The following is a 14,385-nucleotide window of genomic DNA, read 5'->3' on the forward strand; positions in this document are numbered from 1 at the left end:
CACGCCTCGTCAATCCGGAAGCCTGGCCGGCTTACGTCAAGCGCTTCGAGCGCGCGTTCGGCTTTACGCCGGGATAGCCATCGCCACGCGGCGTCAACCTTCCCAAGGCCGTAGAAGATTTTCTTCTCCAAAGGCCGTTGCACGACAATAAACGTGCTGCCCGAATTGGCTGCGGCGATGGCGATATCGCTATTTTCGCCGCCATCTCGACTCTGCCGGATCGGGAACCCATACATTTCGCAAGCGTCGTTCGACTGCCGGGCCAAGGGCTTGGACCATGACGCTGGGAAACGACGCGATGGGCCGCCTCAACACATTGCTGCAGTCGACCCGATCCCGGATCAGCCGACGGCTGTCCCAGATCGTCGCCATTGCGGCTGCAAGCCTGCCGGCCGCTGGCGCCTGAGCCGCCGTAGCGGCCGCGTTCACCGTTAGCGATTCGAGTAAGCGCGGCGACGCTCAAGCGTTTGCGGGGACGCTCAAGCGCTCGATCGTCTGGATGTGACGCGCGAGCAGGTGCGAAGCCTGTTCGAGATTGCGCGCACGCAACGCTGCGAGAATGAGGCGATGATCCCCGTTGGACCGCGGGCGCCATCCGGCGCTGCGGGCCAACGCAAACACCAGCCGCGAATTCGCGCGCTGCAATCCATCAAGGCTCGCGAGCAGCCGTGGCATCCCGCAGGGTGCGACCAGTGCCTGGTGGAAGGCGCGATTGGCGGCCTCGAAGTCCTGCAACGTCTCGGCATTGTCGCCTTCGATCAGCGCCAGTTCGATCTTGGCAAAATGGGCCTGCGTCATCCGCGGCGCGGCGTGGCGCAGTGCGAGCACCTCCAGCGCCGCGCGCATTTCGGAGATTTCCCGGATCGCGGCGGCATCAAGCGGTGCGACGCGCACGCCGCGACGGGGCAGGGCGACCACGAGATGCTGGGCCTCGAGCTGGCGAAACGCCTCGCGAACCGGGACATGGCTCGATTCGAATTCGCGTGCCACATGGTCCTGACGCAGGGGAGCATCGGGTTTGAGCGTGCCGACAATGATGCGCTCGGCAATGGCCGCGGTGATGCGTGCAGCCACCGTAGAATTCTCGTCTGGGTTTTTCATAGATTATCTATCGCAAAATCGGGTGCGCGGGTCACGGGCCTTAGCTAATCTGGGGCTATCTGCCAGATTATAGATAAAGATCATCCTTATCTATAAAATGAAAGGGCTGCTCTTATGGCTGACGGATTGCTTGAAGCGCACAGTGACGACCATGGCATGGACGGCATCCGCCACGATTGGTCCCGGGCCGAGGCGGAAGCCCTCTATGATCTGCCGTTCGCCGACCTGATGTTTCGCGCGCAGAGCGTCCATCGCACCAACTTCGATCCCAACCACGTCGAGACCGCGAGCCTGCTCAGCATCAAGACCGGCGGCTGTCCTGAAGATTGCGGTTATTGCTCGCAGAGCGCGCATTACGACACCGGGCTTAAGGCCACCAAGCTGATGGCGCAGGCCGACGTCGTCGCCACTGCGCAACGCGCACGCGATGCCGGCGCGACCCGCTTCTGCATGGCGGCGGCCTGGCGCAATCCGAAAGACCGCGATCTCGACGAGGTCTGCGGCATGGTCAGCGCAGTGAAACAGCTCGGCATGGAAACCTGCGCCACGCTCGGCATGCTGACGCCGGCGCAGGCGACGCGTCTGCGCGACGCCGGGCTCGACTTCTACAACCATAACGTCGACACCTCGCCGGAATTCTACGACCAGATCATCACCACCCGCACCTTGCAGGATCGCATCGACACGCTGGCCCATGTGCGCGAAGCCGGAATCAAGGTGTGCTGCGGCGGCATCATTGGCATGGGCGAAGACGTCGACGACCGGCTCGGCATGCTGGTGCTGCTCGCCAATCTGCCGAGCCATCCCGAAAGCGTTCCGATCAACCTGTGGAATGAGGTCAAGGGCGTACCGGTCAACGACACGGCCGAGCGCCCTGACGCTATCGCGCTGGCGCGGCTGGTTGCGGTGGCCCGCATCCTGATGCCAAGGAGCGTGGTGCGGCTCTCGGCCGGTCGGCAATACATGACCGACGAATTGCAGGCGCTGTGTTTCCTTGCCGGCGCCAATTCGATTTTCATCGGCGATGTGCTGCTGACGACAAAGAATCCGCAAGTCTTGCGCGACGCCGATCTGCTTCAACGGCTCGGCGTCAACTCTCGTTTGAACCGGTCGCAGGCGCAGGCGTGAATCTCGCGGCAACTTACCTCGAAGACCTCGGCGCGCTGGAGAAAGACGATCGGCTGCGCAGCCTGAAGCCGCGCGCCGGCATCGATTTCTCTTCCAACGACTATCTCGGGCTCGCCAACAATCCGCGCATGCGACGGGCGATTTCGGCCGCGGTCGAGGCGGGGACGCCGATTGGTGCCGGCGGTTCGCGGCTGCTCCGCGGCAACTGCGCCGAGCACGAACGCCTCGAGGCTGAAGCCGCCAGCTTTTTCGGCGCGGAAGGGGCGATCTTCTTTCCCTCCGGCTACATCGCCAATTTTTCCGTGCTCACGACCTTGCCGCAGCGCGGCGATCTGCTGGTGCTGGATCAGCTGGTTCATGCCAGCATCCACGAGGGCGCCCGGGCCGGTCGCGCCGAATTTCGCTTTAGCGCACACAACGATGCCAACTCGGTGGAAGAAGTGATCCGCGCCTGGCGCTCGGAGGGCGGAACGGGACGGATCTGGATCGTTGCCGAAAGCCTCTACAGCATGGACGGCGATTTCGCGCCATTGGACGCGTTTTTTGCGATTGCGGACCGCCACGACGCGTTCCTTGTCATCGACGAGGCGCACGCGACCGGCGTCTACGGCGAACAGGGCCGCGGGCTCACGGCGGCTTATGAGGGCCGCGAAAATCTCATCGCCATTCACACCTGCGGCAAGGCGTTGGGTGCGGCCGGCGCGCTGGTCACGTCGACCAGGATCTTGCGCGATTTCACCGTCAACCGCTGTCGCCCGTTCATTTTCTCCACCGCGCCGTCGCCGCTGATGGCGGTCGCCGTGCAAGAAGCGCTGTCGATCCTGCGCGAGGAACCACAGCATCAGCAACACCTCGCAGACTTGATCGGCTTCGCGCGCCGCGAAATCGGAGCGCGCCAGGGCTGGCAATTTTCGGGGTCGCAAATCCTGCCCTTCATCGTCGGCGACAATGCACGCGCAATGACGCTCGCAGCCGCCATGCAGGCGCGCGGCTTCGACATCAGGGGCATCCGTCCGCCGACGGTGCCGGCCGGAACCGCCCGCCTGCGCATCTCGCTCACCAATAACGTCGGCGAGCGCGACCTCCGCGCGATGCTGGAGGCGCTCTCAGAAGAAACCGGTGAGCTGCGATGAGCCGGCGCATCGTTGTCACCGGCACCGACACCGACATCGGCAAGACGGTCTTTGCCGCCGGCCTCGCCGATATGCTTGACGCCTGTTACTGGAAGCCGATCCAGTCCGGCCTCGACGGCGAGACGGATTCGGAGATCGTCGCGCGATTGGGCGGCCTGTCCTCGAAGCGCATTTTGCCGGAGCGCTACCGGCTGACGACCCCGGTCTCGCCGCATCAGTCGGCCGCAATCGACCGCGTCAGCATCGACATTGCTGAGCTTGAGGCGCCCGACACCGGCGACCGGCCGCTGGTGATCGAAGGGGCTGGCGGCCTGATGGTGCCGCTCGATGCAGCGACACTTTATGTCGACGTGTTCGCACGATGGCGTTTTCCGGTCGTGTTGTGCGCGCGAACTGCGCTCGGCACCATCAATCATTCGCTGCTGTCGATCGAGGCCTTGCGCCGCCGCGAGCTCGATCTTCTCGGTGTCGCCTTCATCGGCGAGAGCCATCCCGAAACCGAGCACGCGATTTGCGAAATCGGCGGCGTCAAACGGCTCGGGCGGCTGCCGCTGCTTTCGCCGCTCACGCGAGTGACGTTGCGCGAGGCGTTCAGGTCTTCCTTCAAGCCTGGCGATATTTATGGTTGATGCGCACGATGGCCTCGCCGATCTGGCACCCCTTCACACAACATGCGCTCCAGCCCGAGATGGTCAGGATCGCGCTCGGCGAGGGCGCCTATCTCTATGCGGATGACGGCCGTCGTATCATCGACGCGATCTCCTCGTGGTGGGTGGTCACGCACGGGCATTGTCACCCGACGATCGTGCGCGCGATCAAGGACCAGGCCGAGCGGCTCACGCAGATCATCTTCGCCGGCCATACCCATGAACCGGCCGAACAGGTCGCGTCCGCGCTTCTGAAACTGGCGCCGGCGGGCCTCGACCATGTCTTCTTCTCCGACTCTGGCTCGACCAGCGTCGAAGTGGCGCTGAAGATGGCGCTCGGCTACTGGCACAATATCGGCGAGCCGCGCTCACGCATCGTCGTGATGCAGCACTCCTATCATGGCGACACCATCGGGGCGATGTCGGTCGGCGCGCGCGGCGTATTCAACGCGGCCTATGGCCCGCTGTTGTTTGACGTGACCGCCGTGCCGTTTCCGTTTGAAGAAAAAGAACAGGCGACGCTGGATGCGCTCGAAGCTGCCTGCCGCGACAAGCCGGCCGCTTTCATCGTTGAGCCCCTGATCTTGGGCGCCGGTGGGATGCTGATGTATCCGCTTCAGGTGCTGAAGGAGATGAAGCGGATTTGCGAGGCGGCCGGTGTCTGGGTCATCGCCGATGAGGTCATGACCGGCTGGGGCCGCACCGGGACCTTGTTTGCCTGCGAGCAGGCCGATGTCGCGCCGGATATCGCCTGTTATTCGAAAGGACTGACGGGCGGGGCGCTGCCGCTCGCCGTGACGCTGTGCAGGGCCGAGATTTTCGACGCGCACTTCTCGCACGACCGCAGCCGCACCTTCTTTCATTCAAGCTCTTACACCGCCAACCCCGTTGCCTGCGCGGCCGCCAAGGCCAACCTCGATCTCTGGCAGGAGCCGGCGACGCTCTCCCGCGTCGTCGAGGTGGCCGCGATGCAGGAGCGCGCGCTTGCGCCGTTTCGTGACGATGGACGGTTCAAGAATGTTCGCCGCGCCGGTACGATTACGGCATTGGACCTCGATGTTGGCGACAGCGGCTACCTCGCCGGCATCGGTCCAAAACTTCTCGAATTTTTCGCACGACGCAATCTGCTGCTGCGCCCGCTCGGCAACACCATCTATGTGATGCCGCCGTACTGTGTCACCAAATCTGACCTCGACGAGATCTATGCAGCGATTGCCGATGCCGCTAACCTCCGCCAGTAAAACGGGGGAAAAGAGGTTGCAGCAGGGGGCGGAAGGCCTAACGGCCGTCGAGGACGAGGGACCCCGCCTGTACCGCAAGGTGATCTTGCGGATCATCCCGTTCATCTTCGTTTGCTATGTCCTGAATTATATCGATCGCGTCAATGTCAGCTTCGCCAAGCTGCAGTTCAAGGACGACCTCGGCCTGACGGACGCGAGTTACGGCCTCGGCGTCGGCCTGTTCTATGTCGGCTATGTCCTGTTCGAAGTGCCGAGCAACCTGGTTTTGCAGAAGATCGGCGCGCGCAAGACCATCATGCGCATCATGTGCCTGTGGGGCCTGATCTCAATGGCGATGGCACTGGTCACTACGCCAATGCAGTTCTATCTCGCGCGTATCCTGCTGGGGGCGGCGGAAGCCGGCTTCTTTCCTGGCGTGATCGTCTATCTCACGCTCTGGTTTCCCGATCATATGCGCGGGCGGATCATGTCCTATTTCGTGCTTGCGATTGCCGCCGCCGGAACGGTCGGCGGGCCGATTTCCGGATTGATCATGCAGCACCTCGGAGGATTGCTCGGCCTTAAAAGCTGGCAATGGCTGTTTCTGATCGAAGGCATGCTTCCGCTGGCGTTGGGCATTGCGGCGCTTTTTGTACTCGATGATCGCCCCGGCGATGCGCGCTGGCTATCCCGGCAAGAACAGGAGTTCTTGACCGCGAAGCTGTCGGTTCGTGGTCAGAATGAAAGTCATACCGGGTTCCAGGCTTTCGTCACGGCGCTCGGCAAACCGATGCTCTGGATCGCAACGCTGGGCTATTTCTCCGTGACCTGGGCCGGAATGGTCCTCAACTTCTGGGCACCGACCATCATCCAGCGATCGGGCGTGACGAATGTCCTCAATGTCGGTCTATTGTCGGCGGTGCCCTACGTGATCGGCGCGGCGGGCATGCTTGTCTTCGGCTATCATTCGGACCGACGCCTGGAACGGCACTGGCATTTCTTTGTTGCGGTCTTTGCCGCCGGTGCCGCGGCCATCGCCATCGCCTTTTCATTGTGGAGTCCGGCGCTGTCGCTCGCTTGCCTCGCTTTGCTTGCGATTGGATACCTGTCGGCTGTCGCCCTGTTCTGGACTATTCCGACCGGCTTCCTGTCTGAAAAGGAATCGCCAGGCAGCATCGCCTTCATCAGCAGTGCAGGGCAGATCGGAAGTCTGCTTGCGCCGGTGCTGTTCGGTTACGTCTCCGATCGCACCGGAAATCTCACGATGGGCGCGTGCCTCGTTGCGCTGGTGCTCTTCATGGGTGGAGCTGCGGTTGTAAGCCTCAAGAGTTTCGCGAAAACAGGGAAATCTCGGTCCTGATAGGACGCGGGCGCGTTCACGGATTTTTACCGTTACTTAGGGCCTCTCTCATTAATTTGATCGAGTCGTGATCGGCGACGGAATTCTCCGCTCGCTCGCCGCTCGCGCGGTGTTTTCAAAAACCAGGTGCCCAATGCTCGGCAATCTTCGAATTTCTTACAAGCTTATAATGATGATCGGTCTTTCCGTGCTGGGTATCGCCGCCATGGCTGGCCTCGGACTGTCGGCCTTGTGGAGCAACATGATGGAGGACCGCCGGGCCAAGCTCCAGGACATCGTCCAGGTGGCGCGCGAGGCGCTCGACTACAACTTGCAGATTTCCAAGCAGGCCGGATTGTCCGAGGCCGAAACGATCGAACGGGGCAAGGCTCTGCTGCGCAGCTTGCGTTTCGGAAAGGACGACTACGTCTACGCCACCAATATGCAGGGTGTCGCGGTCGCGAACCCAAATCCCAAGGTCGAGGGCAAGAACCTGATGGACGCCGCCGATTCCGATGGCGTCTATTTTGTGCGCCAGCAGGTCGAACTCGCGCCCAAAGGCGGCGGCTTCACGACCTTCCGCTTTCCGCGCGCGTCCGGTGGCGATCCGCTGCCCAAGCTCACTTATTCCACCGAATACAAGCCCTTCGGCTGGGTGGTAGGCGCCGGCATCTATCTCGACGACGTCAACGCGATCTTCTGGGAGCAGGCGCGAAACAGATCGATCATGGTTCTGCTGTCGCTGCTCGTCATCGGCAGCCTCTTCTTCCTGCTGGGCCGCAGCATCGTCAACCCGATCAACGCGATGACGGTTGCGATGCGCAAGATCGCGCAAGGAGATACCTCGACTTCGATTCCGGCGCTCGAGCGTGGCGACGAAGTCGGCGCCATGGCGCAGTCGGTCAAGGTGTTCAAGGACAACATGATCGACGCGGAACGGCTGCGCGGCGAACAGGACGCGATGAAGGTCCAGGCCGACGCCGACAAAAAGCAGCTTCTGAGCAGAATGGCGGACGAGTTCGAACGCGGCGTCCGCACCTCGCTCGACAGTCTTGCCGGCGCCGCGTCGGAAATGCAGGTCACTTCCCGCAGCATGTCCTCGACCGCCAGCGAGGCCAGCCAGCAGGCAACGTCGGTGGCAGCGGTCGCCGAGCAGGCCTCGGCCAACGTGCAGACGGTTGCGGCCGCGACCGAAGAATTGTCGTCCTCGGTTTCGGAAATCGGCCGCCAGGTGACGCAATCGACGGAAATCGCCGGTCAAGCGGTCGCCGAAGCCAATCGCACCAACGTCACGGTGCAAGGCCTTTCGGCGGCGGCAGCGAAAATCGGCGACGTCGTCAAGCTGATCAGCGACATCGCGAGCCAGACCAATCTTCTCGCGCTTAACGCCACCATTGAGGCGGCGCGCGCTGGCGAAGCGGGCCGGGGGTTTGCCGTCGTCGCCAACGAGGTCAAGTCGCTTGCCAGCCAGACGGCGAAAGCAACCGACGAAATATCCGCGCAGGTCAGCGCCATGCAGGATGCCACCACCGAGGCGGTGCAGGCGATCGAAGGCATCGGGCGCACGATCAGCGCCATCAACGAGATCACGTCGGCGATTTCGAGTGCGGTCGATCAGCAGGGATCGGCGACACAGGAGATCGCCCGCAACGTGCAGGAGGCTGCCGTCGGAACGGGTCAGGTGGCGAGCAACATTGCCGCCGTCAACCAGGCGGCCGAAAAAACCGGATCGGCCTCAAGCGGGGTGCTCGCCTCGGCCGAGCAGTTGAGCAAGCAGGCGGTGACCCTGCGCGCCGACGTCGACCGCTTCCTTGCCAACGTCCGCGCCGCGTGAGGCGCGGTTCTGATTGATGTCCCGGACGGCTCAGGCCGCCCGGGCGTCAGTCGCATGATCCTCGACGGGCGCATCGACGTGCTTGGCGGGCCCGCCTTGCGTGCTCGTCACGCCCTTGCGGCCGATCTTGCGCACGATGGTGTAGAAGGCCGGCGTGAACAACAGCCCGAACGCGGTCACGCCAAGCATGCCGGAGAACACCGCCGTTCCCAGCGATTGGCGCATCTCCGAGCCCGCGCCGGTTGCGACCACCAGCGGCGCAACGCCGAAGATGAAGGCGAGCGAGGTCATCAGGATCGGACGAAGCCGGGTGCGCGCCGCGGTGACGGCGGCCTCAAGCGGACTGGCGCCGGTCTCTTCGGTCTGGCGCGCGAACTCCACGATCAGGATCGCGTTCTTGGCGGCTAGTCCCACCAGCACCACAAAGCCGATCTGCGCCAGCACGTCGATCGGCATACCGCGTATCAAGAGCCCCGTGACAGAGGCGAGCAGGCACATCGGCACGATCATCACCACAGCCAGCGGCAAGTTCCAGCTCTCGTACTGCGCAGCGAGCACCAGGAACACGAACAGGGCGGCGGCGCCGAACACCAGTAGCGACGAGGTTCCCGGCAGCTGCTGCTGGAACGCCAGCTCGGTCCACTCAAAGCCGATGCCCGGCGGCAGCACCTGATGGGCCAGTTCCTCCATCCGGTGCAGCGCCGATCCGGTCGCAACGCCAGGCGCCGCGACCCCCATGACTTCAGCGGCGGGAAACAGGTCATAGCGGGGCACGCGGTAGGCCGCGCTCTCGGACTTCATCCGTGCGACCGTACCGATCGGCACCATCTCGCCCGAGCTGTTGCGCGCCTTGAGCCGCGCAATGTCCTGCGGACCTTGCCGGAAACTGCCATCGGCTTGGGCGATCACCTGATAGGTACGGCCGAGATAGTTGAAGTCGTTGACATATTGCGAGCCGAGATAGAGCTGCAACGTTGAGAACACGTCGGTCGGCGTCAACCCGACCTTCTCGGCCTTCTCACGATCGATATCGGCATAGATCGACGGCGAGCGGGTGCCGAACAACGTGAACACGCCGGCAAAGCTCGGGTCCTTGTTGGCGGCCGCCACCAGCGTCTGCGCCGCCTTCGACAGCGCTTCCGATCCAAGGCCGGCGCGATCCTGCAACATCATCTTGAAGCCGCCGGCATTGCCGATACCCTGCACCGGCGGCGGCGGGATCGTGAGCACATGGGCTTCCTGGATCACCGAGAGGCGCTTGCGCAGGTCGGCCAGCACGGTTGCCGAGTTCACGCCATCCAGTTCGTGATTGTAGAGCGAAGGCAGGCCGGAGAAGATCGTTCCGGCATTGCTGGCGATCGTGAAAGTGGTGGCATCAAGCCCTGCAAACGGCGCGACGTGCTCCACGCCACGCGTCGACATGATGATTTCGATCGCCTTCTTGACCACGGCCTCGGTCCGGTCGAGCGTTGCGCCCGGCGGCAGTTGCACGACCGTGATCAGGTAGCCCTGATCCTGCTCGGGAATGAAGCCGGTCGGGGCGCGGGCGAACTGGACGCCGGCAATACCGATCAGCGCAAGGTAGACCGCGAGCACGACGCCGGTGACCTGGAGCAGCCGCCGCGTGAATCGACCATAGGCCATCGACAGCCAGTCGAAGCCGAAATTGAAGCGATCGACCGCCGCCAGCATCAGCCGCATGATCGCGGAACGGCGCTTGGCATGATCTGGTTCATGCGCCTTGAACAGCACCGCGCAGAGGGCGGGGCTCAGCGTCAGCGACACGAAGCAGGAAATCAGCGTCGAGGCCGCAATGGTGACGGCGAACTGCCGGAAGAAAAGCCCGGTGATGCCGGACAGAAACGCCGAAGGCACGAATACCGCGCATAACGTCAGCGCAATCGAGATCAGCGCGCCGCCGACCTCGTTCATGGTGACGTGGGCCGCCTCGGCCGGCTGCATGCCGCGCTCGAGGTTGCGCTCGACATTTTCAACCACGACGATGGCGTCGTCGACCACGATGCCGACCGCGAGCACGAGGCCGAACAGCGACAGGTTGTTCAAGGAAATGCCGAGCGCGTAGAGGAAAGTGAAGGTGCCGACCAGCGATACCGGGATCGCGATCACGGGGATGATGGCCGCGCGCCAGCTCTGCAGGAACAGGAAGACCACCCCGACGACAAGCAGGATCGCGACGAAGATCGTCTTGATCACTTCGTCGATCGATTTGCTGACGAAGATGGTGGGATCATAGATGATCTTGTATTCGAGCCCGGGCGGGAAGTCCTTGCCGAGCTTTGCCATCGCATCGAGCACCTCGCGGTCAACCGCCAGCGAGTTGGCGCCCGGCTGCGCGAAGATCAGGAGCGGCAGACCCGGCTCGCGATCCATGAAGGCGGTCGAGCCGTAGTCGGAAGCGCCGATCTCGACGCGGCCGACGTCGCGCAGGCGCGTCACGCGTCCTTCGCCGTCGGCCTTCAGCACGATCGCGGCGAATTGCTCCGGCGTCGACAGCCGGCCGAGCGTCTGCACGTTGAGTTGATAGGCCTGCTTCGAGGCGATCGGCGGCTGATTCAGGATGCCGGCCGAGACCTGGATGTTCTGGGCGCGCAGCGCGGTCAGGACTTCACCCGCGTTCATGTTGTGGGCCGCGACCTTGTCCGGGTCGAGCCAGATCCGCATGGCGTATTCGCGTCCGCCTTGCATGGTGACGTCGCCGACGCCGGGCAGCCGGGCCAGCACGTCCTTGACGTGCAGCGTCGCGTAGTTGGAGATGTAGAGCAGGTCGCGCGAGGAATCCGGCGAATAGAGATGCACGGCAAGCAGGATGTTGGGCGTTGCTTTCCGCACCTGCACGCCGAGCCGCTGCACGTCCTCCGGCAGGCGGGGCAGGGCATCCTGCACGCGGTTCTGCGTCAGCATCTGCGCGACGTTGAGATCGGTCCCGATCCGGAACGTCACCGTGATGGTGAGCTTGCCGTCGCCGGTCGACTGGCTGTTCATGTAGATCATGTTCTCGACGCCGTTGATCTCCTGCTCGAGCGGCGTCGCAACCGTCCGCGACACGACGTCCGCGGACGCGCCCGGATAGCTTGTGGTGATCTGAACCGTCGGCGGCACGATCTCCGGATATTGCGCAATGGGCAGGATCGCGAGCGCGCCGAGACCGATCAGCGTCACGAAGACGCTCAGCACGGTGGCAAAGATCGGCCTGTCGATGAAGCTGTGGGTCATGGAAACGCTCGTGCCTTGATTTTTTCGATGTTGGTCTCGACCGGCCGTCAACCCTGTTCGTCGGCGGCCGCGTCGTAGTGGATGGCGCCGTCCTGCGGCGCGACCTTGGTGCCGGGAATAGCTCGCACCAGACCGTCGATGACGACGCGGTCAGCAGGCGAAAGGCCCGACTGGATCACGCGCAGGCCGCCGCGCAGGTCGCCGGTCGTCACGATCTTGGGCTTCACCGTCGCGTCGGGACCGACCGTCATGACGAGGCGCTGCGACTGGTCGAGCATGACCGCGGAATCCGGCAGCAGGTAAACCGGCGTGGGCGGCGCTATGGCAACGCGGAGCCGGGCAAACTGGCCGGGGGCCAGGAACAGGTCGGGATTCGGCACCGTGGCGCGCGCATGAATGGTGCCGCTCGAGCGATCCAGTGCGTTGTCGATGAAGTCGAGCGTTCCCGCACGGCTGAAACTGGTCTCGTCGCTGAGGCCGATCGCGACCTTGTTGGCGAGCGGACCGCCGATGCGGGCGCGCTCACGCGAGAAGGTGAGGAAATCGGATTCGCTCATGTCGAAGTCGAGATAGAGCGGATCGAGCGAGACCAGGGTCGCCAGCAAAGTGGTCGGGCTGGTCGAGGCACGGCTGCCAGCGACCAGGCTGCCGATCGAAACCTGCCGCGCGCCGATCCGTCCAGTGAACGGGGCGCGTACGCGGCAATAGTCGAGGTCGAGTTCGGCGTCGCGGATCCGCGCTTTGGCGTCCTCCACCGCGGCTTTCGATGAATCCTGATCGGAGGTGCGCTGGTCGACGGTTTCCTGGGTGGCGAACTCGTTGCGGCGAAGCGACTGCGCGCGCGAAAGCTGCGCGTTGGCAAGTTCGACGCGGGCGCTCGCGGTCTGCAGCGCGGCCTTGGCTTGCTCCAGTTTGATCTCGTAGGGGCGCGGGTCGATCACGAACAGCAGGTCGCCCTTGTGGACGATCTGGCCGTCCTTGAAGTGGATCTCGGTCAACGTGCCGCCCACCTGGGCCCGCAATTCGACGCGGTCGATCGCCGAAAACTGTCCGAGAAAGCCGGCCCTGGTATCGAGTTCGCGCTGCAAGGGCTGGCTGACGGTCACCTGCGGGGCGGGTGTCGGCACGGCTGCCGCCTGATTGCCCCGGTGCGGGGCCAGGCCAAAATAGAGCGCCAGCGCGGCAAGTGCGGTCGCAGCGCCGATCGCGGTCGTTCGCCACGTTCGCCGGCGCGGTCGCGACGCGGCCGGCGCGTCAAGTGGTTCCCTTTCAAGACTCGAAGGGTCGCTGATCTGATCCATGAGGCTGCCCCGGTATTTCGCTGAATTTGTTCACGACGACTTGATATTTGGAGCAGACGCTCCAATATGAGCACGGCATATAGACGCGGGGAGGCGCCGTTCAAGGATTTTTGGAGCGATGGCAACAAAAATAAATCGAGGGACGAAATCAGAGGAGGCCAAACGTGGCAGGGGCCGGCCTGCGGTGTTCGACCGCGGCGCTGCGCTGAACGCCGCGATGAAGCTGTTCTGGGAACGCGGCTACGAAGGCACCTCGTTCGACGATCTCATTGCCGCGATGGGAATCAGTGCCTCGAGTTTCTACAACTCGTTCGGAAGCAAGGAAGCGCTGTATTGCGAGGCGACGCGGACTTATCTGGAATGGGCCGGCCAGTGGTTTTTCGCCATTCTCAACGATCCCTCGATCGATACCAAAACGGCTTTCGCACGGCTGTTCGAAGCCACCGCCGAAGAATTCACACGCGGCGACCATCCGCTCGGCTGCATGATCTCGCTCGCCGGCACGCATTGTTCGCCCGGCATGAAGAACATCCGCGACATGATGGCCGAGCATCGCGCTTTTTCGGAAAGTGCGATGGCCGAGCGCATTCGCAAGGGCGTCATCAAAGGCGATCTGTCCGAAGACACGGACTGCGAGATGCTGGCAGCTTATTACAATGCCGTCGCACGCGGCCTGGCGGTGCAGGCGCGCGACGGCGCATCGCGGGCAAAGCTCTCCGAAATCGGTCGTCTCGCCATGCAAGCATGGCCGGCGGAAAAGCGGTAGCGCTGCGGCCACGATCGAATCCCGGCCAATTGGTGTTCATCGACATCATCGCGCCGCGCCGCGGGGCATGGCCGGCTGACGCTGCGCTTTTCTCTGTCGGCGCGACCAATCTCGGACATCTGTTCGAGAAGACCGGCGTCACGCGGCAAGCCGATCTCGTCAAGATCGTCGCCGGATTCGCCACGCCGTTCGCCGTCTAGGCCTTCTCCTTGGCCGAGGACCGCTCGATCATGTCGAGGGCGGCGACCGCGGCGGCCTTGATGTGATCGACGCAGCGGCGTTCGGCGAGATCCTCATCGCCGCTCTGGATCGCGCGCCAGATAGCGGTCACTTCGCGCAGGCTCTTGTTGACGCGCTTGGGCTGCGACATCGAGGTGATGCGCAGCAGGGTGATGCGGTCGTGCAAGGGTTTGAGCATGCGTTCGATGAAAACGTTCTGGCAGCCGCCGATCAGCGCGGCGTAGAACTCGGTCTTGGCCTCGAGCACGGCAATCATGTCCTGTTTGGCGAACGCCGCCTTCAACCGGGTCAGGGCCTCGCCCATCCGCCGCACCACGGCGGGATCGCGCAGCCGTGCGCATTCACGTCCCGCAAATCCTTCCAGCACCGCGCGCGCCGCATAGAGCTGCCGGGCTTCCTCAAGGCTGATGGTGGCGACCACCGGGCCGCGATGGGGGACGGT

The 14,385-nt window shown here is 63.6% G+C and carries 13 protein-coding genes and 1 pseudogene; 9 read left to right on the forward strand and 5 right to left on the reverse strand.

Annotated elements, in window-relative coordinates; genetic code table 11:
* Positions 1 to 236 (reverse strand): hypothetical protein (locus VFL62_RS15915; protein WP_325173341.1); only part of this gene is annotated, 236 nt, incomplete at its 3' end.
* A gap of 41 nt (positions 237 to 277) precedes the next feature.
* Here VFL62_RS15915 and VFL62_RS15920 point away from each other — a divergent pair.
* Positions 278 to 406, forward strand: a complete 129-nt coding sequence (locus VFL62_RS15920) for a hypothetical protein (protein ID WP_325173342.1) — start codon at positions 278 to 280, stop codon at positions 404 to 406.
* A 53-nt stretch (positions 407 to 459) separates the two neighbouring features.
* Here the strand turns inward: VFL62_RS15920 and VFL62_RS15925 are convergent, their stop codons facing one another.
* The gene (locus VFL62_RS15925) at positions 460 to 1,101 is read right to left on the reverse strand and encodes a GntR family transcriptional regulator (protein WP_325173343.1); all 642 of its coding nucleotides are present in this window, start codon (positions 1,099 to 1,101) and stop codon (positions 460 to 462) included.
* Positions 1,102 to 1,215: 114 nt separating this feature from the next.
* Here VFL62_RS15925 and bioB point away from each other — a divergent pair, with 114 nt between their 5' ends.
* From bioB to VFL62_RS15955, 6 genes are all read left to right on the forward strand, one after another.
* Positions 1,216 to 2,229, forward strand: coding sequence for a biotin synthase BioB (gene bioB, locus VFL62_RS15930; protein ID WP_414644740.1), 1,014 nt, complete (start codon positions 1,216 to 1,218; stop codon positions 2,227 to 2,229).
* Positions 2,226 to 3,362, forward strand: coding sequence for an 8-amino-7-oxononanoate synthase (locus tag VFL62_RS15935; protein WP_325173344.1), 1,137 nt, complete (start codon positions 2,226 to 2,228; stop codon positions 3,360 to 3,362). Before bioB ends, VFL62_RS15935 begins: the two co-directional genes overlap by 4 nt.
* Positions 3,359 to 3,991: a dethiobiotin synthase gene (gene bioD / locus VFL62_RS15940; protein WP_325173345.1), complete on the forward strand. Its 633-nt coding sequence runs from the start codon at positions 3,359 to 3,361 to the stop codon at positions 3,989 to 3,991. Before VFL62_RS15935 ends, bioD begins: the two co-directional genes overlap by 4 nt.
* On the forward strand, positions 3,991 to 5,250 hold the full coding sequence (locus VFL62_RS15945) for an adenosylmethionine--8-amino-7-oxononanoate transaminase (protein ID WP_325173346.1): 1,260 nt from the start codon (positions 3,991 to 3,993) through the stop codon (positions 5,248 to 5,250). The genes bioD and VFL62_RS15945 overlap by 1 nt, the downstream gene beginning before the upstream one ends.
* Positions 5,251 to 5,266: 16 nt before the next feature.
* Entirely contained in the window at positions 5,267 to 6,589 is a 1,323-nt protein-coding gene (locus VFL62_RS15950) for an MFS transporter (RefSeq protein WP_325173347.1), read from the forward strand.
* A gap of 169 nt (positions 6,590 to 6,758) precedes the next feature.
* Positions 6,759 to 8,402: a methyl-accepting chemotaxis protein gene (locus VFL62_RS15955; RefSeq protein ID WP_325173348.1), complete on the forward strand. Its 1,644-nt coding sequence runs from the start codon at positions 6,759 to 6,761 to the stop codon at positions 8,400 to 8,402.
* 30 nt (positions 8,403 to 8,432) lie between these two features.
* Here VFL62_RS15955 and VFL62_RS15960 read toward each other — a convergent pair whose 3' ends face one another.
* Positions 8,433 to 11,636, reverse strand: coding sequence for a multidrug efflux RND transporter permease subunit (locus VFL62_RS15960; RefSeq protein WP_325173349.1), 3,204 nt, complete (start codon positions 11,634 to 11,636; stop codon positions 8,433 to 8,435).
* Positions 11,637 to 11,683: 47 nt separating this feature from the next.
* Positions 11,684 to 12,937 (reverse strand): efflux RND transporter periplasmic adaptor subunit, encoded by a 1,254-nt coding sequence (locus VFL62_RS15965; RefSeq protein WP_325173350.1) that lies wholly within the window; start codon positions 12,935 to 12,937, stop codon positions 11,684 to 11,686.
* Positions 12,938 to 13,121: 184 nt separating this feature from the next.
* Here VFL62_RS15965 and VFL62_RS15970 point away from each other — a divergent pair, with 184 nt between their 5' ends.
* The gene (locus tag VFL62_RS15970; protein WP_325173351.1) at positions 13,122 to 13,703 is read left to right on the forward strand and encodes a TetR/AcrR family transcriptional regulator; all 582 of its coding nucleotides are present in this window, start codon (positions 13,122 to 13,124) and stop codon (positions 13,701 to 13,703) included.
* Positions 13,704 to 13,807: 104 nt separating this feature from the next.
* Positions 13,808 to 13,903, forward strand: a pseudogene (locus VFL62_RS26915) (LuxR family transcriptional regulator); the annotation flags it as partial.
* On the opposite strand, the gene VFL62_RS15980 reads toward VFL62_RS26915, so the two are convergent.
* A partial coding sequence (locus VFL62_RS15980; protein ID WP_325173353.1) for a GntR family transcriptional regulator occupies positions 13,900 to 14,385 on the reverse strand: 486 nt, incomplete at its 5' end. The pseudogene VFL62_RS26915 and the gene VFL62_RS15980 sit on opposite strands and share 4 nt — an antisense overlap.

The sequence above is a fragment of the Bradyrhizobium sp. genome (assembly GCF_035701725.1).
GTDB lineage: Bacteria > Pseudomonadota > Alphaproteobacteria > Rhizobiales > Xanthobacteraceae > Bradyrhizobium.

Coding starts and splice junctions, on each gene's coding strand:
- VFL62_RS15925 (WP_325173343.1), bottom strand. CDS start 1,101: ATGAAAAACCCAGACGAGAATTCTACGGTGGCTGCACGCATCACCGCG.
- VFL62_RS15960 (WP_325173349.1), bottom strand. CDS start 11,636: ATGACCCACAGCTTCATCGACAGGCCGATCTTTGCCACCGTGCTGAGC.
- bioB (WP_414644740.1), top strand. CDS start 1,216: ATGGCTGACGGATTGCTTGAAGCGCACAGTGACGACCATGGCATGGAC.
- bioD (WP_325173345.1), top strand. CDS start 3,359: ATGAGCCGGCGCATCGTTGTCACCGGCACCGACACCGACATCGGCAAG.
- VFL62_RS15920 (WP_325173342.1), top strand. CDS start 278: ATGACGCTGGGAAACGACGCGATGGGCCGCCTCAACACATTGCTGCAG.
- VFL62_RS15955 (WP_325173348.1), top strand. CDS start 6,759: ATGATGATCGGTCTTTCCGTGCTGGGTATCGCCGCCATGGCTGGCCTC.
- VFL62_RS15945 (WP_325173346.1), top strand. CDS start 3,991: ATGCGCACGATGGCCTCGCCGATCTGGCACCCCTTCACACAACATGCG.
- VFL62_RS15965 (WP_325173350.1), bottom strand. CDS start 12,937: ATGGATCAGATCAGCGACCCTTCGAGTCTTGAAAGGGAACCACTTGAC.